This window comes from Teichococcus vastitatis, assembly GCF_003604215.1.
In the GTDB taxonomy this organism is placed as follows: domain Bacteria; phylum Pseudomonadota; class Alphaproteobacteria; order Acetobacterales; family Acetobacteraceae; genus Pseudoroseomonas; species Pseudoroseomonas vastitatis.
Genome location: NZ_QXGS01000018.1, coordinates 29,495 through 54,268, shown reverse-complemented (window position 1 = coordinate 54,268; position 24,774 = coordinate 29,495). Strand labels below are relative to the sequence as shown.

General features: G+C 70.1%; 19 protein-coding genes and 1 pseudogene. 13 read left to right on the top strand and 7 right to left on the bottom strand.

The genetic code is table 11. The features are described from left to right. From D2K64_RS16745 to D2K64_RS16735, 3 genes and pseudogenes are all read left to right on the top strand, one after another. Positions 1-638, top strand: a pseudogene (locus D2K64_RS16745) (transposase); the annotation flags it as partial. Then, positions 625-1,410: a segregation and condensation protein A gene (locus D2K64_RS16740; protein WP_120009528.1), complete on the top strand. Its 786-nt coding sequence runs from the start codon at positions 625-627 to the stop codon at positions 1,408-1,410. The pseudogene D2K64_RS16745 and the gene D2K64_RS16740, both read left to right, overlap by 14 nt. A gap of 249 nt (positions 1,411-1,659) precedes the next feature. After that, positions 1,660-3,126 (top strand): amidase, encoded by a 1,467-nt coding sequence (locus D2K64_RS16735; RefSeq protein ID WP_120009527.1) that lies wholly within the window; start codon positions 1,660-1,662, stop codon positions 3,124-3,126. A gap of 19 nt (positions 3,127-3,145) precedes the next feature. On the opposite strand, the gene D2K64_RS16730 is transcribed toward D2K64_RS16735, so the two are convergent. Continuing rightward, complete coding sequence (locus D2K64_RS16730) at positions 3,146-3,421, bottom strand: hypothetical protein (RefSeq protein WP_120009526.1); 276 nt, start codon at positions 3,419-3,421, stop codon at positions 3,146-3,148. A gap of 332 nt (positions 3,422-3,753) precedes the next feature. Between D2K64_RS16730 and D2K64_RS16725 the strand changes: the two genes are divergently transcribed. The 4 genes from D2K64_RS16725 (at position 3,754) to D2K64_RS16710 (ending at position 10,532) form a co-directional block, all read left to right on the top strand. Further along, complete coding sequence (locus tag D2K64_RS16725; RefSeq protein ID WP_202910716.1) at positions 3,754-5,511, top strand: ABC transporter transmembrane domain-containing protein; 1,758 nt, start codon at positions 3,754-3,756, stop codon at positions 5,509-5,511. A 362-nt stretch (positions 5,512-5,873) separates the two neighbouring features. Further along, the gene (locus D2K64_RS16720) at positions 5,874-7,463 is read left to right on the top strand and encodes an ABC transporter substrate-binding protein (protein WP_120009525.1); all 1,590 of its coding nucleotides are present in this window, start codon (positions 5,874-5,876) and stop codon (positions 7,461-7,463) included. A gap of 191 nt (positions 7,464-7,654) precedes the next feature. Further along, positions 7,655-8,953 (top strand): 4-aminobutyrate--2-oxoglutarate transaminase, encoded by a 1,299-nt coding sequence (gene gabT, locus D2K64_RS16715; protein ID WP_120009524.1) that lies wholly within the window; start codon positions 7,655-7,657, stop codon positions 8,951-8,953. Between the two features lie 484 nt (positions 8,954-9,437). Then, the gene (locus tag D2K64_RS16710; protein WP_120009523.1) at positions 9,438-10,532 is read left to right on the top strand and encodes a Kelch repeat-containing protein; all 1,095 of its coding nucleotides are present in this window, start codon (positions 9,438-9,440) and stop codon (positions 10,530-10,532) included. A gap of 294 nt (positions 10,533-10,826) precedes the next feature. Here the strand turns inward: D2K64_RS16710 and D2K64_RS16705 are convergent, their stop codons facing one another. Further along, complete coding sequence (locus tag D2K64_RS16705) at positions 10,827-12,053, bottom strand: MFS transporter (protein ID WP_120009533.1); 1,227 nt, start codon at positions 12,051-12,053, stop codon at positions 10,827-10,829. Positions 12,054-12,126: 73 nt separating this feature from the next. Between D2K64_RS16705 and D2K64_RS16700 the strand changes: the two genes are divergently transcribed. Beyond that, positions 12,127-12,975, top strand: a complete 849-nt coding sequence (locus tag D2K64_RS16700) for an AraC family transcriptional regulator (protein ID WP_120009522.1) — start codon at positions 12,127-12,129, stop codon at positions 12,973-12,975. A 46-nt stretch (positions 12,976-13,021) separates the two neighbouring features. Here the strand turns inward: D2K64_RS16700 and D2K64_RS16695 are convergent, their stop codons facing one another. Further along, positions 13,022-13,675, bottom strand: coding sequence for a GntR family transcriptional regulator (locus D2K64_RS16695; RefSeq protein WP_120009521.1), 654 nt, complete (start codon positions 13,673-13,675; stop codon positions 13,022-13,024). Positions 13,676-13,813: 138 nt separating this feature from the next. On the opposite strand from D2K64_RS16695, the gene D2K64_RS16690 reads away from it, so the two are divergent. Genes D2K64_RS16690 through D2K64_RS16670 form a run of 5 tightly spaced genes read left to right on the top strand, consistent with a single transcriptional unit; the run spans position 13,814 to position 19,911 of the window. Then, entirely contained in the window at positions 13,814-14,929 is a 1,116-nt protein-coding gene (locus D2K64_RS16690; RefSeq protein ID WP_120009520.1) for an ABC transporter substrate-binding protein, read from the top strand. A 4-nt stretch (positions 14,930-14,933) separates the two neighbouring features. Beyond that, positions 14,934-16,658: an ABC transporter permease gene (locus D2K64_RS16685; RefSeq protein ID WP_120009519.1), complete on the top strand. Its 1,725-nt coding sequence runs from the start codon at positions 14,934-14,936 to the stop codon at positions 16,656-16,658. Continuing rightward, positions 16,651-17,751 carry an ABC transporter ATP-binding protein gene (locus D2K64_RS16680; protein ID WP_120009518.1) on the top strand — a complete coding sequence of 367 codons (1,101 nt, stop codon included), beginning with the start codon at positions 16,651-16,653 and terminating at the stop codon, positions 17,749-17,751. The genes D2K64_RS16685 and D2K64_RS16680 overlap by 8 nt, the downstream gene beginning before the upstream one ends. Next, positions 17,738-18,988 carry a CaiB/BaiF CoA transferase family protein gene (locus D2K64_RS16675; RefSeq protein ID WP_238384244.1) on the top strand — a complete coding sequence of 417 codons (1,251 nt, stop codon included), beginning with the start codon at positions 17,738-17,740 and terminating at the stop codon, positions 18,986-18,988. The genes D2K64_RS16680 and D2K64_RS16675 overlap by 14 nt, the downstream gene beginning before the upstream one ends. Continuing rightward, on the top strand, positions 18,985-19,911 hold the full coding sequence (locus D2K64_RS16670) for an HpcH/HpaI aldolase/citrate lyase family protein (RefSeq protein ID WP_120009517.1): 927 nt from the start codon (positions 18,985-18,987) through the stop codon (positions 19,909-19,911). The genes D2K64_RS16675 and D2K64_RS16670 overlap by 4 nt, the downstream gene beginning before the upstream one ends. A 94-nt stretch (positions 19,912-20,005) precedes the next feature. Here the strand turns inward: D2K64_RS16670 and ggt are convergent, their stop codons facing one another. The 4 genes from ggt to D2K64_RS16650 are packed head-to-tail and all read right to left on the bottom strand — an operon-like array spanning position 20,006 to position 24,772. Further along, positions 20,006-21,613 carry a gamma-glutamyltransferase gene (gene ggt / locus D2K64_RS16665; protein WP_120009516.1) on the bottom strand — a complete coding sequence of 536 codons (1,608 nt, stop codon included), beginning with the start codon at positions 21,611-21,613 and terminating at the stop codon, positions 20,006-20,008. A gap of 23 nt (positions 21,614-21,636) precedes the next feature. Next, a complete protein-coding gene (locus tag D2K64_RS16660) occupies positions 21,637-22,623 on the bottom strand; it encodes a Bug family tripartite tricarboxylate transporter substrate binding protein (RefSeq protein WP_238384243.1) in 987 nt (328 codons plus the stop codon). A gap of 50 nt (positions 22,624-22,673) precedes the next feature. Beyond that, complete coding sequence (locus tag D2K64_RS16655) at positions 22,674-23,174, bottom strand: GAF domain-containing protein (protein WP_238384242.1); 501 nt, start codon at positions 23,172-23,174, stop codon at positions 22,674-22,676. Positions 23,175-23,176: 2 nt separating this feature from the next. Further along, entirely contained in the window at positions 23,177-24,772 is a 1,596-nt protein-coding gene (locus tag D2K64_RS16650; RefSeq protein ID WP_120009513.1) for an ABC transporter substrate-binding protein, read from the bottom strand. Positions 24,773-24,774 lie beyond the last annotated feature (2 nt).

Below are 24,774 nucleotides of genomic sequence, written 5' to 3'. Positions count from 1 at the left end.
GCCTACCGCCGCCGCGCCCGCATCACCCGCGACAGCCCCGCCCGACTGCTCGACCTCTGACCAACATGGTCCCCAGCGCCACCGACTGGCTGCGCCATACCCTCCTCGTCACCGGAACACACCAGGACCTCGCGGCATTCCGCGCCGCCGCCGCCGGGCCCGGCGCGATCCCCTGGAGGCGCGATGCCGGCCGGCTGGAGGAGGAATGGTTTCTCGGCCTTGCCGCACCCCCTCAGGGAGCGCGGGCGATCAGCCTGCCCGGCGCACGCCTCCTGGCGCGGCGGTTGCGCGACGCGGTGGCCCTGCATGAGGCGCGGGAACAGGCGCGGATCGCCGCCGGCGATCGCAGCTGCCCGCTTGACCTTCATCGATTGCTGCCGGTTCCGAGGCCGCTGCTGGCGCTCGGTCCGGAGGAGCCGGAAAGCCGTGACTGGCTGTGGCGGCACTGGGGCACCAGCCGGGCACTGCGGCAGGTGCATGCCTTGCCGGTGAAACATGACCGGCGCCTGCGACAAACAGACCGCTGGGCGGTGGCCTTCTGGTCGGCCGATTGGTCGCCCTGGCCCGCCTTGCAACAATTGCGGCGGAACTGGCCGGATCTTTCCCTGGAGCTGACGCCTCATTATGCCGAGGAGTGACGTCGCGGCCGAGGCCGGTCAGACCCCGTGGCTCGATGTGGCAGGGTATGAGGGGCCGCTGGATCTGCTGCTGGAGCTGGTGAAACGGCACAAGCTGGATCTGGCGAAGCTGCCTTTGCTGCCGCTGATCGAGCAGTTCATCGCAGCACTGGCCGATGCGGCCGGGCATGTTCCGCTGGATCGGCAGGGGGACTGGGTTGTGCAGGCCAGCCAGTTGGTGCTGCTGCGCGCGCAGCTGCTGCGACCCGCCGATGCGGCGGAAGCCGAGGATGCGGTGGCCGAGGCGGGCCGCCGCGTCGCGCAGCTGAATGAACTGCTGCGCGTCCAGGCAGCGGCCGCCTGGCTCGCTGCGCGCCCGCAACTGCACCAGGATCGCTGGGATCGTGGCCTGCCCGAGCGTTGGAACATGGCCGATACCATGGCCGAGCGGCAGCTGGCCTTCTGGGAAGCGCTCCTCGCCGTGCTGGAGCCGCGTGAGGGGGAAGGAGCGCCGGCGGCCCTTCCGGTTGGCGCGGTGTGGCCGCGGGAGGTCTGGCGAGTGCCGGACGCGCTGGCGCATATCCGCCGCCTATTGCTGGACAATGACCGGCCGCTTGACCTGCTCCGCTGCCTGCCCGATCTGCCGGCAGTCCGCGATCATCCGGTGCAGCGTCGCGCCGCCCTCGCCAGCAGCTTCGTGGCCGCCCTGGAGCTCGAACGGGAAGGCAAGGTAACGCTGGTGCAGGAACAATATCCTGCCGGCATCCTGATGCTCCGAAGCCGGCACGCATAACCCGCGCCAGGCGGTGCGGAATGGCCGCCACCTCGACTCGACCATGGTTCCCCCAAGGGAACCTGCCAGCCAGGGGCGACCAGACCGCAGGCCGTTGGAGCGCCCGCGCATTCGTCGCAGTCCAGGCCGGGCCCGAGGCGCCCGGATCCAGCGGGATGGCTGTCTCGGCGGTCACGGAGCTCGGGATCCCGGCACAAACTTGGCATCGGCGCCTTGTTGCCGCCGCTCCCTCGGTGCCAAACTCCCGGGATGGACGATGTTATCCGCCTGACCGCGACCGAGGCCGTCGCCCAGCTGCACCGCGGCGAGGTGTCGCCGCTGGACCTGATCGATGCGGCCGCTGAGCGCATCGCCGCCGTCGAGCCGCAGGTGAATGCGCTGCCCACCCTCTGCCTCGATCGGGCACGCGACCACGCCAAACGGCTGATGGCGGGAGAAGGGCGGGAGCTTGCCGGCGGCGCGGGCTGGCTCGGCGGCCTGCCGGTGACGATCAAGGACCTGACCGACGTGGCGGGGGTCCGCACCACCTATGGTTCGCCAATCTTCAGGGATCATGTTCCGGCCGCGTCACACCCGCTCGTCCGGCGCATCGAGGCCCGTGGCGGCATCGTTGTCGCGAAATCGAACACGCCGGAATTCGGCGCCGGCGGCTCCACCTTCAACGAGGTGTTCGGCCGCACGCGCAATCCGTGGAACACGGCCCTGACCTGTGGCGGCAGCACGGGCGGCGGCGCCGTGTCCGTGGCCACCGGTGAGGCGTGGCTGGCGCAGGGCAGCGACCATGGCGGCAGCCTGCGGCGGCCGGCCACCTATTGCGGCGTGGTGGGAATGCGGCCTTCTCCGGGCCGCGTGACGCGGGGCAGCGTCAACAACCTGTTCTCGCCCCTCTCGGTGCAGGGTCCGATGGCGCGAAACGTGCCGGACCTGGCATTGTTTCTCGATGCCATGGCGGGATGGTGCCCGCTGGACCCGATGACCTATGACGCCCCGGCCCGCACCTATGCCGAGGCCGTCGCCGCCGCCGAAGCCGAACGCCCGAGGCGCATCGCCTTCTCGCCCGATTTCAACGGCCAGCTTCCGGTGGACCGCGAAACGCGCGAGCTCTGCGCGCGGGCGGTGCTGGCCTTCGAGGCGGCAGGCTGCGTGGTCGAGGAGTTCGCGCCGGATCTCGGACAGCTCGGGGAAGCCTTTCTGATCCTGCGCAGCCAGTCCTTCGTGGTGGACCGGGAGGCGCAGCTGGCGGCGCATCGCGAGCTTATCAAGCCCGACATCATCTGGAACACGGAGCGCGGCCTGGCGGCGACGCCAAGCCAGCTGGCCTGGGCCGACCGCGAACGGGCCGCCTTCTACCGCCGCATGGCCGCCCTGTTCGAGCGCTACGACGTGTTCATCACGCCGGGCGCGGCCACCCCCGCCTTCGACGTCATGCTGCGCAATCCGGACAGCATCGCCGGGGTGAAGCTGGAGAACTACATGGCCGGCTCCATGATCAACGCGGCCATCACGCTGGCGGGCTGCCCCGCCGTCGCCGTGCCCTGTGGCTTTGATCGCTACGGGCGGCCCGTCGGCCTGCAGATCGCGGCGCCGCCGCGGCGGGATGCGATCGCGTTGCAGGCGGCGGCGCTGTTCGAGCGGGTCGGTGGCTTTGGGCTGCGGGCGCCGATCGATCCCCGCCCCGGCACGGTGCCCCCGCCGGAAGCGCCGGCACCCGCATGATGCGGGCCGCGATGCGCCCTCAGATCCCCAGCCGCAGCTGGCCGGGCGGCTCGCTGGCGTCGTCCGAATCGCATCGGACCCGCTCCTCCAGCACGGGATCAAGTTCGCCGAGCAGGCCATCGACCGCGTTCGCCAGGTGGTTGCGCGGCATGGCGGGGCGAACCGCCCGGAGATAACCCCGGGCCTCGCCTTTCGCTTCCCGCACCGTGCAGCCGGCGCGCAGCGCCTGGGCCAGGGCATGACGCACGCGGTGCGCCGTCACGGGATCGAGCAGAAACTGAGGCTGGTGTGGCATGGCACGGCGGCATCCCGAGAAGGAGGAGGAACAAGAACAAAACAAGTACGATTCGGGGGCGCCTGTCGAGCCGGAAAAACGCCCGCGGCCCCAGTGCGGCCCCAGTGTTGATGCGCCTTCGCCCGGCCGCCGGCATCGATGGACAAGCCGGGCCCAACGCCAATAGAGGTTTCCCGGGCGTCGCGGCTCCCCGCCGCGGCGTCCGACACGCCCTTGGAAGAAGCCAGCATGACCCTCGCCGACGAGCATCGCCCCAGTGGGGTCATCAGAAGGGCCAAGGCCTCTGGTCCGGCTCGAGCCGTGCCGTTCCGGCGGGCGGCGTCCTGAAGGCCATGCCGCGCATTCCTGGCGGGCTGGCGGCGCTGCGGCAGATGCTGCCGCATCTCCGCCCTTACCGCCTGCGCGTCTTCGCCGCCGCCGGCGCGATGCTGGCGGCGGCCGGCCTGACGCTGGGACTGGGCCAGGGATTGCGGCACCTGATCGATTCGGGCTTCGGCGGACAGGGCGAGGGAGCGCTGGATGCGGCGGCCCTCGGCATGTTTGCCGTGGTGGCGGCCCTGGCCGCGGCCACCTCCCTGCGGTTCTTCCTGGTCTCGTCCCTGGGAGAACGCGTCGCCGCGGACCTGCGGCGCGCGGTGTTCAACCATGTTCTGACCCTGTCGCCCGCCTTTTTCGAGACGGCGCGGACCGGCGACCTCCTGTCCCGCCTGACGGCTGACATTGGCGTGCTGCAATCCCTGGTCGGCAGCGCGATCTCGCAGGGGCTGCGCAGCCTGCTGATGATGGCGGGAGCCTTTGCGCTGCTGGTTCTCACCAGCATCAAGCTGGCCGGCGTCGTCGTGCTCGTGGTGCCGCTCGTGGTGGTGCCCCTGATCTTGTTCGGACGCCGCGAGAAGGCCCTGTCGCGGCTGGCCCAGGAGCGTGTTGCCGATCTCGGCGCCCGGGCCGAGGAAATCATCAACGGGATCCGCACCGTGCAGGCCTTCGGCCGCGAGGCACGCGAGGCCGACCGTTTCGGGCAGGATGCCGAGGCCGCAATGTCCGCCGCGCTGCGTCGCATCGCCAGCCGCGGCGCACAGATCCTGGTGGTGATCCTGCTGGGCTTCGGCGCCATCACCTTCAGCCTGTGGATCGGCGGGCGCGATGTCGTGGCAGGCCGGATGACGGGTGGGGAACTCTCCGCCTTCGTGTTCTATGCCGTGCTGCTGGCATCTTCCGGCGCCACGGTCAGCGAGCTGTGGGGCGAGGTCCAGCGCGCCGCCGCGGCGGCGGAACGGGTGCTGGAACTGCTCAGGGTGCCGCCCGCCATCGCCGTTCCGGCCAGCCCAGCGCCGCTGCCGCGTCCGCCGCGCGGCCGCATCGAGTTCCGGAACATCGGCTTCACCTATCCGAGCCGGCCCGAGCGGCCAGCGCTGCACGATGTCTCGCTGTGCATCGAGCCCGGCGAGACCGTCGCGCTGGTCGGACCGTCCGGTGCCGGCAAGACCACGGTGCTGCAACTTCTGCTGCGCTTCTACGATCCGCAGCAGGGCCGGATCCTGGTCGACGGGGTGGATATCGCATCGGTGGAGCCCGGGGCGCTGCGGGCGCGGATCGGCCTCGTGCCGCAGGATCCGGTGATCTTCAGCACCGATGCGGCGTCCAACATCGCCTATGGTCGGCCCGATGCCACGCCGGAGGACATCCGTGCCGCCGCCCGCTCCGCCGAGGCGCTGGGCTTCATCGAGGCACTGCCCCAGGGCATGCGGAGCTTCCTGGGCGCCAAGGGCGTCACCCTGTCGGGCGGTCAACGGCAACGCATCGCCATCGCGCGCGCCGTTCTGCGCGACCCGCCGATCCTGTTGCTCGACGAGGCCACCAGCGCGCTGGATGCGGAATCCGAGCGCGCGGTGCAGCAGGCGCTGGCTGTGCTGTCCCGCGGCCGCACCACCCTGGTGGTGGCGCACCGGCTGGCGACGATCCGCCGTGCCGACCGCATCGTGGTGCTGGACCAGGGCCGGATCGTGGCCGTCGGGCCGCATGACCAGTTGATCCGGACCGGCGGCCTGTATGCGCGCCTGGCCGCGCTACAATTCGGCGAGGTGACCTGATCGGCAGCCAAGCCGTCCGGCGGACAGGCGGCCAGCCTGTTCCGTTCAGGTCTCGTGGCCGCCGATGCCCCAGCCGGTGGCGTGCCGCACTCACGGGATCATCTCGAAAGGCAGGCCGTTTCGCCCGTCAGGCGCGATTCCCCAGCTTACCCGGATGAACCCGGGACCCGTGCTGCTGCCACGCTTGATCTGGGTCGAAAGAGAGGCTGACATCGGGTGATGCTCGAGAATCCCGTGACTCCGCCCGATCGAGTCCGGCGCGTTTCCGGAACTGCCAACCGTGGCCCTGCCCGGATGGCGGCCAGATTTCCGTTTCCGGCTTCCGCCGCAGGGTGGTGCCGGAACCTGACAGGAGCCCGACCATGAAGCGCAGAACCCTTCTGGGCGCCACTGCCGGCGCCGCCGCCACCGGGCTGCTGCAGCCCGCCCTGCCACGCCCCGCCCTGGCTCAGGGCCGGAGCCGGGTGCTCCGCTTCGTGCCTGAGGGCAATCTGGCCAACCCGGACCCGGTGTGGACCACCACCACCATCGCCCGCAACCATGGCGCAATGATCTGGGACATGTTGTACGGTCTGGATGCGAGCTTCGAGCCCCAGCCGCAAATGGTGGCCGGCCACGAACTCTCCGATGACCGCCTGACCTGGCGCTTCACTCTGCGGGACGGATTGCTGTTCCACGATGGCGAGAAGGTCCGCGCGAATGACTGCATCGCCTCCATCCGGCGCTGGGCCCGGCGTCGCCCCCTGGGCCAGACCCTGCTGGCCCGTGCCGAGGAGATGAGGGCGCTCGACGACAACCGCTTCGAGATCCGGCTGAACAAGCCCTACAGCCTGATGCTGCGCGCCTTTGCCGATAACTGCTTCATCATGCCGGAGCGCATCTCCCGGACCGATCCGTTCCAGCAGATCAGCGAGTATGTCGGCAGCGGCCCTTTCCGCTTCCTGCGCGACGAGTGGGTGTCCGGCTCCAGGGCGATCTACGCGCGCTTCGACCGGTATGTGCCCCGGCAGGAAAAGCCGAGCTTCCTGGCCGGCGGCAAGGTGGCGCATTTCGACCGTGTCGAATGGATCGTCATGCCGGACGCCGCAACCGCCGTGGGCGCGCTGCAGACCGGTGAGGTGGACTGGCTGCAGCGTCCTGATTTCGACCTGCTCGGCATGCTGCGCGGCATGCGCAACGTGAAGGTCGCGGTGAACGACAAGGTGGGCGTGCTCGCCATGCTGGCGGTGAACCACCTGCATCCGCCCTTCGACAATCCGCAATTGCTGCGGGCGGTTCTTTCCGTCGTAAACCAATCCGACTTCATGGCCGCCGCCGTCGGTGCCGAGCCGGAACTGTTCCATGTGCCCGCCGGCGTCTTCACGCCGGGAATGCCGATGGCCAGCGATGCCGGGCTGGAGGTGCTGACAGGCCCGCGCGACATCGCCAGGGCGCGGCAGATGGTGAAGAACAGCGGCTACAAGGATGAGCCGGTCCTGCTGATGTCGCCTTCGGATTATCCGGTGCAGGCCGCGCATGCCCAGGTCGCGGCGGATCTGTTCAAGCAGATCGGCCTGAATGTCGACTTCGCCAGCATGGATTGGGGAACGCTGGTGCAGCGGCGGTCCAGCAAGGAACTGCCGGCCCAGGGTGGCTGGAGCGCCTTCACCACCACCTATGAAGGGCTGACCGTGGCGGATCCGTCCAGCCACGTGCCGCTTCGCGGCAACGGCCCGCAGGGCTGGTTCGGCTGGCCAACCAGCCCGCGCCTCGAGGCTCTGCGCGACGCGTGGCTGGACGCTCCGGATACAAACGATCAGAAGCGCATCGCGGCCGAGATGCAGCGCATCGCCTTCAAGGAGGTGCCATTCATTCCGTTGGGACAGCTGTACTACCCCACGGCCTACCGGACCGAGTTGCTGGACCTCGTGCCGGCCTCCTTTCCGCTCTTCTGGAACCTACGCAAGGCCTGAGACGTCGGTCCGCCCGCGAAGGCGCCCACCGCCAGATCCGCCGGCCCTCCGGCACCGAGGGCGGCATTTTCTGCGGTCTCCGGAACCGAAGCAGGGCATCGAAGCTGCGATGGCGCCAAAGAACGCCGCTTCCGGCTGTGGCATTCGGCTAGCCTTGCGCAGCTTCATCGGCCTTTTCACGGAGTGACGCCATGCTGGTTTCCCCTTCGCCCGACATCACCAGGAACGAGGCATGGCTGGCCGAGCGCGAGCATAACGTCCCACGCGGCATCATCACCGCGCATCCGGTAGTCCTGGAGCGGGCCGAGGGAAGTCAGGTCTGGGATGTGGATGGGCGCCGCTACCTCGATTTCGTGGGCGGAATCGGCGTGCTCAATGTCGGGCACAATCACCCCCGCGTGGTGGCGGCGGTGCAGGCGCAGCTCGGACGGATCAGCCACGCCTCCTTCCAGGTGGCCGGCTATGAGCCCTATATCGCCCTGGCGCAGCGGCTGAATGCCATGATCGGCTCGGGCGAGGCTTACAAAAGCCTGTTCCTGACCTCCGGCGCCGAGGCGGTGGAGAATGCGGTCAAGATCGCCCGCGCGCACACCAAGCGGACCGGCATCATCGCCTTCCACGGTGGCTTCCACGGACGCACCCTGCTGGGCGTGACCTTGACCGGCTTTGCCGCACCCTACCGGCAGAATTTCGGGCCATTTCCGTCCGACGTGTTTCATGCGCATTTCCCGAACCCTTATCGCGGCATCACCGCGGAACGGGCGCTGGCGGAGCTCGAGGAGATGTTCGCGACCACGATCACCCCGGATCGCGTCGCGGCCTTTCTGATCGAGCCGGTGCAGGGCGATGGCGGCTTCCTTCCGGCGCCGCCAGCCTTTCTGCAGGCGCTGAGGAACATCGCGACACGGCACGGAATCGTGCTGATCACCGACGAGATCCAGACGGGGTTCGGCCGCACCGGCAGCATGTTCGCCTTCCAGAAGGCCGGCATCCGGCCGGATCTGGTGACCGTCGCCAAGAGCCTGGCCGGCGGGATGCCGCTCTCGGGGGTGGTGGGCCGCGCGGCGATCATGGATGCGCCGGAGCCGGGCGGGCTGGGCGGTACCTATGGCGGCAACGCGCTGGCCTGTGCCGCGGCGCTCGCGGTGCTGGACATCTTCGAGCAGGACGGGCTGCTGGAGCACGCGGAACGGCTGGGGGTGCAGTTGCGCGCTGGCCTGCTCGGCCTCCAGCGCGGGAACCCGGGGATCGGCGATGTGCGCGGCCTCGGCTTCATGCAGGCGATCGAGATGGTGGATGCGGCCGGCGCGCCCGATGCCGGCCTGGCCCAGCGCGTCATCGATGCTGCGCGAGAAGGGGGATTGCTGGTGATCAAGTGCGGCGTGCACCGCAACGTCATCCGCTTCCTGGCGCCACTGGTCACCACCGAGGCCCAGCTCGACGAGGCACTGGCCATTCTCGGCAAGGCGCTGTCGGCGGTGCGGCGCTAGGCGGAGGCGGGGAAGGGCGCCCATCAACAGGCAGCAGCACTTTCCGCTGCCTGCTGGCGACAACTTGACCACGCCGGCAGCCGGCCGCTCAGGCGCCCCCGTCCGCTCCCAAGCCGGTGCGGGATCATCGGGCGCTCCGGGCAGGCGGGGATCAACGTCTCGGTCGTTGCAGCGCGCAGATCGATCCCCGTCATGATCCTGAGGAATGCCATCAGCGGCGGTTGAGGCCCGAAGGCGCGCCCGCCCATCTGCGGGCAGCCTCATCGCGGGATCGCTCCGGGGCCCGGGCGCCGTTGCGCGAACATTCTTCGTGGCAAGCCCGTTGCATCCTGGCCATGGCGCCGGCTTGCATCCGTCGCGTCGCATGGACCATGCTGGCGCCCTGCCTGCTGTGCATCCGGACCGGCTGATCGTCGCGATCGTTTCCGCCCGAAGTCTCCGGGCAGCGGGCAAAGGTCGCCGGAACAATCGCCGAGGAACCGCAATGCACCGCCGCGCCCTGCTCGCCAGTTCCGCCACCCTGCTTGCAGCGCCCGCCCTGGCGCAGGTGCCGCATCATGGCATTCCTTCGGAGCAGATGGCACCGCTCCGCGGCGGAGGGCCGGTGATCCTGACGCAGCAGCAACTGAGCCAGCGTTCGCTGGAAAGTCCTGCCCCGCCGGGCCCGCCCGGGCGCTGGGAAGCCCGGGCGCCGCTGCCGCTGCCCCGCAGCGAGATGGCGTGGGCCACGGCATGGAACGGCCGCATGCACGTTGTTGGCGGCTATGCCGAGCAACGGGTCGACCGCCCTTATCACCATGTCTACGACGCCGCCTCCGATCGCTGGAACGAGGCCGCACCCCTTCCGCGGGGTGCGAACCACGTCGCCGTGGTGGCTGACCAAGGCAGGATCTATGCCTTGGGCGGCTTCACGGAGCAGAACCGCGCTGCCCATGACGGCGCCTTTGTTTACGAGGTCACCGAGGATCGGTGGCGTTCCATCGCGCCCTTGCCACGGGCCCGGGGTGCCGCCGCGGTCGCCGTGCTGGAAGGCCGGGTTCACCTGATCGGCGGCGCCACGGATCCCGCAGGCGAACGGGCCAGCATCGGCTGGCACGAGGTCTACGACCCGCAGGCGGATCGGTGGGAGCGCCGCAAGCCACTGCCCGGTGCCCGCGACCATGCCGGTGTCATCGCCCATGCGGGTGGCATCCACGTGATCGGCGGCCGCTTCAATACCTTCGAGTACAACACCGCGCTGCACCACCTCTACCTGCCCCAGCGTGACATCTGGATCGAACGGGCTGCCATGCCGACACCGCGCTCGGGCCATGGGCTGGTGCTGCTGGCCGGGCGCTTCTGGGCCATGGGGGGTGAAACCGGCCGGTTCGAGAATGGCTCGCTCACGGGCACGGTGCATGGGCAGATGGAAAGCTACGATCCGGCCGCCGATCGCTGGCAGAGCCATGCGCCGATGCCGACGCCCCGGCACGGCCTCGGCGCCGTGACGCTGGGGAACTGGATCCATGTGGCAGGCGGCGGCCCGGTGGTGGGAGGCGGCATCCAGACCTCCACGCATGAGGCTTTTTCCCTGGGGTGAACCGTTCCGGCCCGAAACCCACCAATCGCCGGGTCCGATGACGGTTGCCACCTTGCCGCGGCAGCCGGCTGCTCGGTGCGATCACCGGCGCTGGCGCGGGGCCGCTGGATGGGCTGGAGAGCGGTGATCTCGGCACGCTGCACGGTACTGGCGCCTGAGGGATCTTGCCGGTGCAGGACGCTATCCCTCATCACCCGCGATGCGGCGGCCCATAGGGCGGGTGATCAGCGTGCCGGCTCGGCCCGGCTGTTCACCAGGGCGGTTGGTGCTCCGGACCGGAGTAGCCCCGCCGCATCACTCGGCCGGCGAAGCCTGCGCCTGCCACAGCTCGGGCTGCAGTTCTTCCCGATGGTCAGGAAAGAACAGCGCGCAAAGCAGCGTCACGCCCGAGAAGCCGGCCAGCACCACCAGCGCCAAGTCGAGCCGCCCCGTCGCCTCGTGCAGCAGGCCGATCAGCGGCGAGGCCGCGGCGGCGCCCAGAAAGCCCACGAAGAAGCGGATGGAATACAGCCTCACCCGCAGCGGCGGCGCGATGTAGCGGGCCGTCATCGTCTCGTTCACCGTCACCTGGCCGAAGATCGAGGCCGCCAGCGCCGCCGCCAACGGCAGCACCAGCCAGCCCTCGGCGAAGGACAGCGCCAGCATCGCCGGCACCTGCACCAGCGCCATTGGCAGGAAGACGCGCCGCAGCGTCATCTGGTCGATCATCCGCCCCACGGTGAACTGCGTCAGCCCGCCGCAGATGGTCACGATGAAGGCCAGCGCGCCGATCACCGGCAGCAGGTCCGGGCTGGCCGCCAGCCGCTCCTCCATCAGCTTGGGCAGCAGCAGCGTGAAGGCGTTGAACACCAGCCCCGACACGGCGGCGATGGACAGCACCACCACCACCGCGCGCCGCACCACGGCGGGCGGGATGGACGGAAAGGGCTTCTGCGCGCCGCGCGCCGTGGCCATGTCGATCGGCGGCTCGCGCCAGTACAGCGCGCCCGCCGCCACGCAGAGCAGCCCCGGCACCAGGAAGGCCCAGCGCCACCCGAGGCTAGCTACCAGGAAGGCCGTCAGCACCGGCGCCGTCGCCACGCCCAGATTGCCGAACACGCCGTTCAGCCCCACCGCGCGCCCGACCCGGTCGCCCGCCGCCTCCACCAGCATGGCGGTGCCGACGGGATGATAGATGGCCGAGAAGGCGCCCATCCCGGCCAGCGCCACCGCCATCCACAGCGGCGAGGGCGCGAGGCCGGCCAGCGCCATGCAGCCGCCCGTGCCGAGAAAGAAGGCCAGCATCAGGGCGCGGCGCCCGAAGCGCGCGGCCAGCCAGCCCATCGGCAGCGAGCCCACGCCGTAGAGCACGAACATGCCCGTGCCGAGCGCCAGGATCGGCCCGTACTCGGTGCCGAACCGCCCCGGCTCCTGCTGCACCAGCCCGAGCACGGCGGTGGCCAGGATCAGCAGGCTGAAATGGGTGGCGCTGTGCGCCGCGTTGATAAAGGCGATCTGCCGCGTGGCAGGGTGCAGGGACATGGTGCGGGCGTTCCGGTCTTGCCGTTCCTGCCGGGAAGCATAGCCTGACCGGACACCGACATCCGGCCAGATCATGTCGCCCACCCGCCAAATACCGATCTACATCATCCCCTCCCGCGAGTTGCCGCAGGACGCGGTGGACCGGCCGCTCGCCGGCTTCCGACGCGACTACGCCGATGGTGGCCGCACCCCGCGCCACGCCCACCGCCGCGTGCAGCTGATCTATGCCAGCCAGGGCGTCATGCGCATCACCACCGACACGGCGGGCTTCGTGGTGCCGGCGGGGCGGGCGCTGTGGGTGCCGGCCGGGCTGCCGCACGCGGTGGCGACGCAGGGGCTGGTGGCGATGCGCGCCCTGTTCCTGCGTGAGGACGCGGCGCGGCACGGCCCGCCGGGCGTGGCCGTGCTGGCCGTCTCCTCCCTGCTGCGGGAGTTGATCCTGGCGGCTTGCGAGGAACCGCCCGAATGGAATCCGGAGGGGCGCGCCGGCCACCTCGCCGCGCTGATCCTGGACGAGATCGGCCGCGCGCCCACCCTGCCGCTCGGCGTGCCACAGCCGCGCGACCCGCGCCTGCTGCGACTGGCGGAAGCCCTGCGCGAGAGGCCGGACAGCGACCTGACGCTGGAAGGCTGGGCCTCCGAGGTCGGCGCCAGCGCCCGCACCCTGTCCCGCCTGTTCCGTGCCGAAACGGGAATGAGCTTCGGCGCCTGGCGGCAGCACTGGCGGCTGGCCGAGGCGGCGGCGCTGCTGGCGCGCGGCGTGCCGCCGGCCCGCGCGGCGGCCATGGTGGGCTATGCCAGCGCGCCGGCCTTCGGCGCGGCCTATCGAGCCGCCTTCGGCGTCACCCCGGGTCAGGCGCGCCTGCAGGCTAGGCCGGCGCCACGGAACGAGAAGCCCGACCGGCCGCAGGGCACAGGCTGATCCGGGAGCCGGGGCGGGCCAGCGCCGCGGCCAACCGTTCCGGCCCTCAGTCCTGCACCAGCTTTTCCAGATCGGGATCATTGGCGGCGGAGCCGAGGATATGCGCCCGAACACTCTGCGCCACCCGTGCCGGGTCGCCGCTGCGCAACGCGGCGAGGATGTCCCGGTGGCCTTCCGCGCTGCGCCGCAGCGCACGCACCGAGGGCCACAGCACCAGCGGCCAGAGCCGGGCGCGGTCGCGGATCTCGACCGCCACCTCCACCAGGGCACGGTTCGGCGCGAAGCCATATAGCGTGTCGTGGAAATCGAGATTGGTGGCGCTCTGGCTGGTGGTGGTGCCGTCCGCCACGGCATGGTCGAACGCGTCGGCCTTGCGTTCCAGCAGCCGCAACGCCGCCTCGTCGAGGCGGGGCAGGGCGCCGAGCGCGGCTTCGCATTCCAGCAGCACGCGCACGGCCAGCATGTCGCGAAGGCGCTGCCGATCCGGCTGTGCCACCCGGAAGCCGCGGTTCGGCACGTGTTCCACCGTTTGGCGCAGGGCGAGTTCGGCCAGGGCAGCGCGGATGTCGAAGCGCGTGGCGCCGAGGCTTTCCTCCAGATCCACCTGCCGCAGCCATTCCCCGGCACGGTAGTCGCCGGAGCGGATGGCGGCGGCGATTTCCGCGGCGAGATGGCGTTTCGGCGGGGCGGCACGGGTCATTCTGCGATCGGTGTCCTGCGAAAAGGATTGCGGCAGCGGGAAAGACCTGCGTAGCGTAATGGCGCCAATTATTGCGCCAATGAGCGCGGGGGTCGAGCTACCATGTGAGGCGAGGCCCTGAAGGGAAGGAAACACGAGATGATCCGGATCGGTCGCCGCACCGCCTTGGCCCTGCCTGCCTTGATCCTGACACGACGTGCCGAGGCCCAGGGCGCGCCCTCATCCTATCCGCAGGGCTACGCAACAGTGGTGGCCGACGCGGAGCGGGAAGGCAACCTGCTGATCTACTCCATCATGTCGGCCGAGAACTGGCGCCCGGTGCTGGAAGGCTTTGGCCGCCGATATCCCAAGGTGAAGGTGGAGACGCTTGACCTGCCGAACTCGCGCGAGGTGTTCGAGCGCTACCTGGCCGAGCGTGGCACCAACAGCCGCACTGCCGACCTGCTGGCCACCGCCGATCCCTCAGGCTGGATCGAATTCCAGCAGCGCGATGAGGTGATGCCATATGAATCACCCGAGGCCGCCGCCTGGCCGGCCTGGTCAAAGCCCTGGCCGGGTGTCTACACCGTCTCGGCCGATCCCTTGGTCTTCATCTTCAACAAGATGCTGGTGCCGGAAGCGCAGCAGCCCAGGAGCTTCGCGCAATTCGCGGCCCTGGCGCAGGAGAACCGCACCCGCTGGCGCAACAAGCTGACGAGCTACGGTGCGCATAATGGCGGCTTCGGCTATTCGGCCAATTTCGGCTTCGTGCAGAAGCACGGCGACCAGGCCTGGGAATGGTTCCGGCAGATCGCCCCCGCCCAGCCGCGCTGGGAACGCTCCGGCGGGCCGATGACGGAAAAGGTCACATCCGGCGAGTACGCGGCCGGATGGTTCGTGTCCGCCATCACCTTCTGGCCGCGGCTGAACGACCCGGCCCGGGCCCGTGTGCTGGGCTGGAACTTCATCGAGGACGGGCAGCTCGTCATTCTGCGCGGCATGGCCATTCCGAAGGCCGCCCGCAACGTCAACGCCGCCAAGCTGATGCTCGACTACATCGCTGCAGCTGAGGGCCAGCAGGCTTTCGGCCGCGGCGGCCTGACCCCGGCGCGGCCCGACATCCGCCCCGGCGAGGGCATCCGCCACACCTTCAGCTCGATCAGCGAGGCGGTGGGCGGCGAGAAGAACATCGCCTTCATCGACTACAATCCGGCGATCCTGGAGCAATACCAGAGCTTCCTGGATCGCTGGAAGCAGGCCTATGGCGTGAGCTGAGCCGATGAGCCTGGCCATGTCCGGGCCGGAGGCGCCGCCCGCGCCCCCGGCCATCCCGCGCGCCGTGCCGATCCAGTACGGCACGGCGCTGCTGGTGCTCGTGCTGGTGACGGGACCGCTGCTGCCGGTGCTGCTGCAATCGGTGCTCGATGGTGCGCTCTACGACGCCGAGTACAACCTGACCCTCGCGAACTTCGCCCGCCTCGCCCGCACGGAAGGCTTCGGGCTGGTGCTGCTGAACACGGCGGCGCTGGCGGCGATGACCACGGTGGTGGCGCAGGTGGTGGGCACCCTGGCCGCCATCCTGTTCGGCCGCACCGACCTGCCGATGGCGCGACTGCTGAGCGAGTTCTTCCTGTGGCCGCTCTACCTCTCGGCGCTGGTGCTCTCCTTCGGCTGGTACGCGGTGTACGGTCCCGCGGGCTATGCCACCCTGCTCTGGCAATCGGCACTGGGCGACGCGCCCTGGACGCTCTACTCCCTCACCGGAATGGCCGTGATCGCCGGCGTGTCCCAGGCGCCGCTGGCCTATATCTACTGCCTGTCCTCCGCCAGCATCACCGATCCCTCGCTGGAGGAGGCGGCGCGCGTGTCCGGCTCCGGCACCTTCCGCACGCTGTGGCGCATCACCCTGCCGCTGATGAAGCCGGCCATCGCCTACAGCGCCGTGCTGAACTTCACCATCGGGCTGGAACTGCTGTCCATCCCGCTGATCTTCGGCGACCCGGCGGGCATCACCGTGCTCACCACCTTTCTGTTCAACAACGGCATCTCCTCGCCCCGGCCGGATCACGGCCTGGTGGCGACGGCGGCGGCCCTGATGCTGGCGGTGGTGTGCTTCCTGGTCTGGCTGCAGGGACGCATGCTGGGCAACACGCGGCGCTTCATCACCCTGGGCGGCAAGGCGACGCGGCCGCGCCCCTTTCGCCTCGGCGGGCTGCGCTGGCCGCTGTTCATCCTCGCCGGCCTCTACATCCTGGCCACCGTGATCGCGCCGATCGGCGTGCTGGTGCTGCGCGCCTTCACCGCCTTCCTGTCGCCAATGATCCCGCTGGCGGAGGTGCTGACCACGGCCAATTTCGTGCAGATCTTCGACTACCCGGTGTATTCGCGTGCGGTGTGGAACTCCTTCGTGGTCAGCCTGGTGGGCGGCGCCATCGCCACGGCACTGATCGGGCTGGTCGCCATCATCGTGCACCGCTCGGAATTCCGCTTCCGCGGCGCGCTGCATTACCTGGCCTTGTTTCCGCGCGCGGTGCCGGGCGTGGTAGCAGGCATCGGTTTCTTCTACGCCTTCGCGCTGCTGCCGGGGCTGGGCTTCCTGCGCAACTCCATCTGGATCCTGGTGATCGCCTTCACCATGCGCTTCATTCCGGCCGGCATCGGCGCCGTGGCGCCCATGCTGCTGCAGGTGAGCCACGACCTCGACCGCGCCGCCCGCGTGCAGGGCGCGGACTGGTGGACCACCAGCCGCCGCATCCTGCTGCCGTTGATGCGCCCGGCGCTGGTCGGCTGCTTCACCATCCTCTTCATCTCCTTCTTCAAGGAATATTCCACCGCCATCTTCCTGTTCGCGCCCGGCAGCGAGGTGATCGGCACCGCGCTGCTGCAATTGTGGGTGCAGGGGGAGGTCGGCCTCGTCGCCGCGCTGGCGACCATCCAGGTGGCGGTCATCGCCGTCTGCGTCGCCGCCGTGCGCGGCATCTTCGGAGTGAAGCTGCATGGCTGACCTGACCATCCAGGGGCTGACCAAGCGCTTCGGCGGCGTCACCGCCGTCGAGGACGTCAACCTGCACGTGGCGGATGGCGAGTTCGTCACCCTGCTCGGCCCCTCCGGCTGCGGCAAATCGACCACGCTCGCCGCCGTGGCCGGCCTCGACCGCGCCGATGGCGGTCGCATCCAGGTGGGCGACAGGGTCTATTTCGACGCGGCGCGCGGCATCTACCTGCCGCCCGAGGCGCGCAGCTGCGGCCTCGTGTTCCAGAGCTACGCGCTGTGGCCGCACATGACCGTCGCCGACAACGTCGCCTTTCCCCTGACCCTGCGGAAGGTTTCCTCGGCGGAGCGCAAACGCCGGATCGAGGAGGTGCTGGCGCTGGTGGAGATGGAGCGCTACGCCGGCCGCTACCCGCATGAGCTGTCGGGCGGGCAACAGCAGCGGGTGGCGCTGGCGCGGACCCTGGTCTACCGCCCGGCCATCCTGCTGCTGGACGAGCCGCTCTCCAATCTCGACGCCAAGCTGCGCGACCGCGCCCGCGCCTGGCTGGCCGAGCTGCGCACGCGCCTGGGTCTCACCACCATCTACGTCACCCACGACCAGATCGAAGCGCTCTCGCTGTCCGATCGCATCGTGGTGATGAATGGCGGGCACATCGCGCAGATCGGCGCGCCGCAGGAGATCTACGAGCATCCGGCCGATCCGTTCGTCGCGGATTTCATCGGCACCACCAACTTCCTTCCCGCCCGCGTGCTGGGCGAGGCGTCCGCCGGCGGTCGCGCCCTGCTGGAGCTGGCCGATGGGCAGCGGCTGGAAGCGGTGGCCGAGCGCCCCGCCGCCGCCGGCAGCCGGGTGACCCTCGCCTTCCGCCCCGAGCAGATGCATGTGGCGCCACCCGGTGCGCGGATGGAAGGCGGATCGGTGCTGGCCACCCGCGTCACCAGCCGCTCCTACGTCGGCGGCCAGTGGCAGGTCGGGCTGGATCTGGCCGGCGCCGCTCTGCGGCTGGAGGCGCGGCAGCCGCCCACCGAGGACCGGCTCGATCTCTGGCTGCCCCATGTGGGCGGCATCCTGTTCCGGGGAGGCGCCGATGTCGCCGCTTGACGAGGCGCCGCGGCAGAGCCTGCCCCGCGCCGATTACACGCCCGGCGCTCCCGGGCCGCTGGACGGCATGCGGGTGCTGGATCTTTCCCGCTTGGTGGCCGGCAACACGCTGACGCAGCACCTGGCCGATTTCGGCGCCACGGTGGACAAGGTGGAGCCGCGCGACGGCGACACGCTGCGCGGCTGGCGGGTCCGCGGGGTGGAAACCGCCTGGAAGGTGCACAGCCGCGGCAAGCGCAGCCTGTGCATCGACTTCCGCCACAGGGAGGCGATCCCGCTGATCCGCCGCCTGGTGCCGGGTGCCGCCATCCTGGTGGAAAGCTTCCGCCCCGGCACGCTGGAGGCGATGGGCCTGCCGCCGGAGGAGTTGCTGAAGCTGGAGCCGCGGCTGATCATCGTCCGCATCTCCGGCTGGGGGCAGGACGGGCCTTATTCCCGCCGCCCCGGCTTCGGCACGCTGGTGGAGGGCTTTGCCGGCTTTGCCGACATGAACGGCTTCGCCGACCGCGAGCCGGTGCTGCCGCCCATGTACTTGGCCGACACCATCGCCGGCCTGACCGGCGCCTTCGCCGCCATGGCGGCGCTGCGCGAGGTGGAGATGCGCGGTGGCCAGGGACAGGTGATCGACCTGCCGCTGCTCGACCCGCTGTTCACCGCGCTCGGCCCGCAGGCGGCGAATTACCGCCTGACGGGCAAGACCAAGCCGCGCACCGGCAGCCGATCCACCGGCGCGGCGCCGCGCAACGTATACCGGACGAAGGATGGCGGCTGGGTCTGCCTGTCCGCCTCCACCCAGGGCATGGCGGAGCGGGTGATGCGCTCCATCGGGCGCGGCGATCTGGTCGAGGATCCGCGCTTTCGCACCAACGAGCAGCGCGTGGCGCATGGCGAGGAGCTGGACGCCATCATCGGCGCCTTTGTCGCCGAGAAGACATTGGAGGAAAATGTGGCCTTTTTTGAAGCCGCCGAGGTCACCATCGGCCCGGTCAACGACATCGTCCGCTTCATGGCGGACCGGCACGTGCAGACGCGCGGCCTGCTGACCGAATATCCGGACGAGGACATGGAGCAGTTCCCCATGCACGCCATCCCCGCGCGGCTGTCCGGCACGCCCGGGGCGATCCGCGCCCCGGCGCCGCGCCTCGGCCAGCACAGCCGCGAGATCCTGGCGGCGCAGGGCTTCGACGAGCAGGAGATCACGGCGGCAACGGCCTCCGGTCTGGTGGTGGCGGCATGAGCGCGCATCCGGATCCCGTTCCGCATCCCATCTGGCGTTCCGGCCTGTTCGTGCCGGTGAATGTGGAGCGCTTCCTGTCCCGCGCCCATGAACGTGGCGCCGACGCCATCCAGCTCGACCTCGAGGACAGCATCGCCCCCGTCGACAAGGCCGACGCCCGCGGAAAGGTGGAGGCAGCCGTCGCGCGGCTGCGGCGGGAGGGAAGCTCGGACATCCTGGTGCGCATCAACCAGCCGCTGGAGGATGCGGTGCGCGACCTGGAGGCCGCGGTGATCCCCGGCGTGGACGCCATCATGGTGACCAAGGCCGAGGGCCCCGACCACCTGCGCCTGCTGGACGAGCTGGTGTCCCGGCTGGAACAGAAGCGCGGCCTGCCCGCAGGCGGCATCCGCTTCGTCGCACTGGTCGAGGCGCCGGGGCCACTGGCCCAGGCGCACGCCATCGCCCGCGCCACGCCGCGGCTGGTGGGGCTGTCGCTCGGCGCGGAAGACTACGCCACGGCCATCGGCGGCGAGCCGACCGCCGAGGTGCTGATGCTGCCCAAGCAGCAGATCCTGCAGGCGGCAACGGCCGCCGGTCTGATGCCGCTCGGCACCATTGGCACCGTGGCGGATTATTCCGACATCGAGGCGTATACCCAGGTGGTACGGCGCGCGGCGAGCTTCGGCTTCGTCGGCGCCTCGGCGATCCATCCGGCGCAGGTGCCGGCGCTGAACGCCGGATTCAGCCCGTCCGCCGAGGCCGTGGACAGGGCCGAGCGGATCGTCGCCATGGACCGGGAAGCAGCCGCCGCAGGGCGCGGTTCCTTCGCCCTCGACGGCAAAATGATCGACATCCCCATCGTGCAGCGGGCCGAGGCCCTGCTGGCCCGGGCGCGTGCCATCGCCGCGCGCACGGCGGCGCGGCAGCGGCCAGGATCCTGAGGGGCCGGCAGGCAGACCATCCGGGAGCCTGTTTCCCGGCATGATCCATCCTGGGCCGCCCTCCTGCATGATGGCGGCGCGGGATTGGCCGGTCTCAGGCCCGGAGCGCCATGCCGTCCCGCTGCGGGTCGGCACCGCCCTGCCACTGGCCGTCCTTGAGCGCTAGGCCGTGCGGGGCGCCGAAGGCGTAGCTCTGATAGGATCGCATGACCGGGTAGCCGAGCCCCGCCAGCGCGTCGCTCACCGCATGCGTGATGCGGTTGGACACGTCGATCGTGTTGCTCAGCGCCACGATGCGCGGCGCGGCCACGGCTTCCGCCATGGTCATGCCGAAATCAACCACGTTGCTGATCGCCTGTGCCAGCGCCGGCACAATGTAGGTGCCGCCCGGCGCCGCCAGCACCATGCATGGCTCGTCGTCCTGGAACAGCAGTGTCGGCGCCATGGCGCTGCCGCGGCTCTTGCCGGGCGCGATGGAGGCCGCACGGCCGGGACGCGGATCGAAGCCGCTCATGCAGCCATTGTACATGAAGCCGAGGCCCGGGGTGATGACTCCGGAAGGGATGCCGAGCGTGTGCGTCAGGGACACGGCGTTGCCTTCGGCGTCCACCACACAGACCACGGTGGTGTCGGGCGGATCGCCCGGCTCCTCGGCCCGCGCCACCTCGGCCTTCTCGCCGGCACGGATGCGCGCGGCGAGGGCGGCGGCATGGCCGTCGGACAGCAGACGGTCCAGCGGCACATCGACGAAATCCGGATCGCCCATATGCGCGTCCTTGTCGATGGTCATCCACTTCATGGCTTCCGCCAGGATGCGCAGGTGCTCGATCCCGCCATGCTCCAGCGCACCGAGATCGAAATGCCCCAGGATGTGCAGCAACTCGATCAGGGAGCCGCCGCCGGCGGGCGGCGGGTTGGAAGCGACCTTCAGGCCGCGGTAACGGCCCCAGCACGGCGCCTTCTCGCGCACGCGATAGGCGGCGAGGTCCTCCAGCGTGATGCCGCCGCCCCACGCCGCCATGTCGGCCGCGATCTCGCGCGCCATGTCGCCGCGATAGAAGGCCTCGGCGCCGCCCTCGGCGATGCGTTCCAGGCTGCGCGTCATGTCGGGGTTGTGCAGCACATCGCCGGGGCGCTTCAGGCTGCCATCGGCACGGAAATAAACCTGCCGGCCGGTTTCGCTGAAGCGCAGCTTGTCCGCCACGTTCACCTGACCGTCCTTGCCGTGATCGATGGCCCAATAATAATGCATGTAAGGCCGCACCATCACGCCGCGGCGGGATTGCGCGATGGCCGGGCGCATGACGTCGCGCAGGGGCAGGGTGCCGAAGCGGCTCAAAGCCTCGGCATAGCCCGCAACATTGCCGGGGGTGCCGACCGAGCCGTAGCCGACGTCGTTGCACTGGTCTTCCAGCAGGAAGACGAAGCCGTCGAGCGACTGGCCGATGAATTTCCGCTTCCACATCCCCGGGGTCGCGGAAAGCGGGGCGCGGGCGAAGAATTCCAGCACGGTGTGCACGCCACGCCTGGGCATACAGATCTGCATGGCGCCGAAGCCGCCGATGCCGCACATCTGCGGGTCGACGACACCCTGGCTGAAGGCGCAGGCGATCGCCGCATCCACGGCGTTGCCGCCTTGGCGCAGAACCCCCACGCCGGCTTCGGCCGCTTCCGGCTGGGCCGCCACCACGATGCCGCGCATGCGCTGCTTTCCTTTGCTGTGCTTCAGTCCGGCGTGATGCCGGAGGCCTGGATCACCGGTGCCCAGGCGGCGACCTCCCGCCGCACGAAGGCCTGCGCCTCCTGCAGGTAGAAGCGGCCGGGCGTGGTCGAGGTTTCGGCGAAGCGGCGCTGCACGGTGGCGCTGGCCTGCGCCTGGCGCACCGCCTCTGCGAGCTTCTCCAGGATCGGACGCGGCGTGCCGGCGGGCGCAGCGAGGCCGGCCCACCCATCCGCCACCACGTCGGGATAGCCCAGCTCGCGGAAGGTCGGCACCTCCGGGAAGTCGGGCGAGCGGTCCGGCGCGGAGGTCGCCAGCGGACGCAGCGCGCCGGAGCGGATATGCGCGCTGGTGGCCGTCAGGCTGTCCATGACACTGGGCACCACGCCGGCCATGACGTCGGTGATGGCCTGGGTGGAGCCGCGATAGGGGATGTGTTCCAGCCGCGCCCCGGTGGATGCCGCCAGCCGCAGCCCCAGCAGATGCGCCACGCCGCCGACGCCAGAGGTGCCGTAATCCATGGGCTTCGCGCGTGAGGCCTGGACGTAGTCGGCGAGGCTGCGGACCGGCAGCTTCGGATCGACACAGAGGAGGTAGGGCGTGCCCATCATGATGGCGATGTGGTCGAAGGAACGGTCCGCATCATACTGGATGCGGTCCCGGTACAGGGTCTGCCCGATCGCCAGGCCGCTGATGGTGGTGATCAGCAGCGCATACCCGTCTGCCGGCAGGCGCGCGACATAGCCGGTGCCGAGGGTGGAGCCGGCGCCGCCGCGGTTCTCCAGCACGATGCTCTGACCGAGCGCGGCCTGCATCTCCTGCGCGATGACCCGCGCGGCGATGTCGGTGGCTCCGCCCGCCCCGAATGGCACGATCAGGCGGATCGGCTGCGCCTGGGGCCATGGGATGCCCTGTGCGGCGGCCTGCCCCGACGCGGTGAGGAGGGCGGCCGCGCCCTGCAACAGGTGGCGGCGGCGAGGTCCATCGCCCATGGTCACTCTCCTTCGGCTGCGGCGCGCGGCGCCGGATCGGGTTGACGGGGTCAGGCGTTCCCGGCCAGCAACTGGAACACCGGCACGGCGAACTGGGCGAAGCTGCGCACCAGCAGCAGGTCGTCCTCGGTGTACCAGCCGGCTTGGTGCATCAGGTTGATTTGGCCGAGCGTAACGCCCTGCCAGCGCACCGGCGTGTTCATGGCGCTGCCGCAGCCCAGGGCGCTGGCACCCGCATGGTCGGGATAGCTGGCGCGCAGCTCCTCTTCCGTACGGATCAGGATGGGCCGGCCGTGCTGCATGAGTTCGCGCATGCGCGGCGCGTCGGAGGCCCGCTTCCGGCCACCCACCGGATAGGACCCGGGAAGGTTGGAATACACGCGCTCGGCCTCGCCACCAGCGTAGTGCACCTGCATGGTGCAGAGGCGGTGGCCCACCACGCCCGCCAGCGCCGCATCCAATGCCCGCAGCGTGGCTTCGGGCTGCGCGGCCTCCGCTTGGGCCAGGGCGAGCCTTGCGAGATGCGGCATCGGGTCCGGGCGCGGCATCATGCTCATCCCTCCGCCCGGGCATCCATCGCCAGCGTGCGTTCGTCCGAACGCGGCGAAAAGGCGATGCCCGTCCGCAGCGCCCACAGGTTCTGCAACATCAGCATCGGGATGATCGGCACGTCCGCCATCGCCTTCTCCGTCGCCTCGACCAGCAGCGCCTCGCGCGCCGCGTCATCCACGGTCGAGGTGGCGCGGACGGTCAGCGCATCCAGTTCCGGATTGCTGTAGCGGCCGTAATTATACAGTCCGAGGCTGCGCTCCTTGCTGTAGGTGGCGAAGCATTGGCTGAGCATGTAGCCGCCCTCGAAGGTGGCGCTGCCCCAGCCCCACAATCCCATGGAGAATTCCTGCCGGCCGCCGCGGGCGGCATAGGTGCTCCAGGGCATCGCCTCCACCGTGGTCTGCACGCCGATGCGCGTCCACATCTGCGCCACGGCCTGGGCCAGGCGGGCATCGTTCGGGTAGCGGTCGTTCGGCGTGTGCAGGGTCAGGCGGAAGCCGTCCGGCAATCCGGCCTCGGCCAGCAGGCGGCGGGCACGCTCCTGGTCAGGACGCGGCGACGCCACGCCGGGGGCATAGGAATAGCTGCCTGGCGGCATCCACTGGCCGGTGGCCGTGGCGGTGCCCAGCATCACGCGCTCGGCCAGGGCATCGCGTTGCAGGGCCAGCGACAAGGCCTGCCGCACCCGGAGATCACGGAACGGGTTGCGGGGCAGTGGCGTGCCGCCGGCGTCGGTCACGAAGGGGCTCTCGCCTTCGCGCGACAGGTCGGGCACCAGGTAGATCAGCCGGATGCCGGGAATGGCGGCGACCTGGACCTGCTTGTCCTCCCGCAGCCGCGGCAGGTCGCTGACGGAGGGCGTATCGATCAGATCCACGTCGCCCGAGAGCAGCGCGGCAGTGCGGCCGGCGGGGTTGGTGATCAGGCGCAGCGACACCGTCTCCCACCCCTGCTTCGGGCCCCACCACAGGTCGTTGCGCGTCATCTCCACCCGGTTGCCGGGGGTGTAGGAAACGAACTTGTAGGGCCCGGTGCCGATGGCGGCCTTGCCGGAATTATAATCCGCCGTGGTGGCGTTCTCGCCCACACGGCGGGAGACGATGCCGACATAGGTCAGATTGGGGCCGAGGTCCGGTGCCGGCACGGGCGTGTGCAGGCGGATGGTCAGCGGGTCCACCACCTCCACCCGCTCCACCGCGCGCAGGAAGCCGCCGAAGCCGCCGGGGCTGTTGGGCACGTCGCGCGCACGCTCGAAGGTGAACACCACGTCGTCGGCGGTGAAGTCGCCGCCATCATGGAACTTCACGCCGGGGCGCAGCTTGAATTCCCACAGCGTGTCCGACAGCGGCTTCCATTCCGTGGCCAGGCCGGGGATCAGCCGGCCGTCCGGCGCGCGGTTGATCAGCCGCTCGAACATGTGCATCGCGACCGTATGGTTGGGCACGGCATGGTAGAAATGCGGGTCCACCGTGGTGAAGGCGCCGCCGAGGCCGATCTGCAACGTCGCACCGGCGGCACGGGCCGGGCGCGGCGCCAGCGCGCCCCAGCCGGTGGTGGCGAGAAGGCCGGAGGCAGCCAGGAAGTGGCGGCGTTGCATGG

Excerpts from the sequence above, each read along its gene's own strand:
- D2K64_RS16740 (WP_120009528.1), top strand. The coding sequence starts at position 625 with ATGCCGAGGAGTGACGTCGCGGCCGAGGCCGGTCAGACCCCGTGGCTC.
- D2K64_RS16735 (WP_120009527.1), top strand. The coding sequence starts at position 1,660 with ATGGACGATGTTATCCGCCTGACCGCGACCGAGGCCGTCGCCCAGCTG.
- D2K64_RS16730 (WP_120009526.1), bottom strand. The coding sequence starts at position 3,421 with ATGCCACACCAGCCTCAGTTTCTGCTCGATCCCGTGACGGCGCACCGC.
- D2K64_RS16725 (WP_202910716.1), top strand. The coding sequence starts at position 3,754 with ATGCCGCGCATTCCTGGCGGGCTGGCGGCGCTGCGGCAGATGCTGCCG.
- D2K64_RS16720 (WP_120009525.1), top strand. The coding sequence starts at position 5,874 with ATGAAGCGCAGAACCCTTCTGGGCGCCACTGCCGGCGCCGCCGCCACC.
- gabT (WP_120009524.1), top strand. The coding sequence starts at position 7,655 with ATGCTGGTTTCCCCTTCGCCCGACATCACCAGGAACGAGGCATGGCTG.
- D2K64_RS16710 (WP_120009523.1), top strand. The coding sequence starts at position 9,438 with ATGCACCGCCGCGCCCTGCTCGCCAGTTCCGCCACCCTGCTTGCAGCG.
- D2K64_RS16705 (WP_120009533.1), bottom strand. The coding sequence starts at position 12,053 with ATGTCCCTGCACCCTGCCACGCGGCAGATCGCCTTTATCAACGCGGCG.
- D2K64_RS16700 (WP_120009522.1), top strand. The coding sequence starts at position 12,127 with ATGTCGCCCACCCGCCAAATACCGATCTACATCATCCCCTCCCGCGAG.
- D2K64_RS16695 (WP_120009521.1), bottom strand. The coding sequence starts at position 13,675 with ATGACCCGTGCCGCCCCGCCGAAACGCCATCTCGCCGCGGAAATCGCC.
- D2K64_RS16690 (WP_120009520.1), top strand. The coding sequence starts at position 13,814 with ATGATCCGGATCGGTCGCCGCACCGCCTTGGCCCTGCCTGCCTTGATC.
- D2K64_RS16685 (WP_120009519.1), top strand. The coding sequence starts at position 14,934 with ATGAGCCTGGCCATGTCCGGGCCGGAGGCGCCGCCCGCGCCCCCGGCC.
- D2K64_RS16680 (WP_120009518.1), top strand. The coding sequence starts at position 16,651 with ATGGCTGACCTGACCATCCAGGGGCTGACCAAGCGCTTCGGCGGCGTC.
- D2K64_RS16675 (WP_238384244.1), top strand. The coding sequence starts at position 17,738 with ATGTCGCCGCTTGACGAGGCGCCGCGGCAGAGCCTGCCCCGCGCCGAT.
- D2K64_RS16670 (WP_120009517.1), top strand. The coding sequence starts at position 18,985 with ATGAGCGCGCATCCGGATCCCGTTCCGCATCCCATCTGGCGTTCCGGC.
- ggt (WP_120009516.1), bottom strand. The coding sequence starts at position 21,613 with ATGCGCGGCATCGTGGTGGCGGCCCAGCCGGAAGCGGCCGAAGCCGGC.
- D2K64_RS16660 (WP_238384243.1), bottom strand. The coding sequence starts at position 22,623 with ATGGGCGATGGACCTCGCCGCCGCCACCTGTTGCAGGGCGCGGCCGCC.
- D2K64_RS16655 (WP_238384242.1), bottom strand. The coding sequence starts at position 23,174 with ATGATGCCGCGCCCGGACCCGATGCCGCATCTCGCAAGGCTCGCCCTG.
- D2K64_RS16650 (WP_120009513.1), bottom strand. The coding sequence starts at position 24,772 with ATGCAACGCCGCCACTTCCTGGCTGCCTCCGGCCTTCTCGCCACCACC.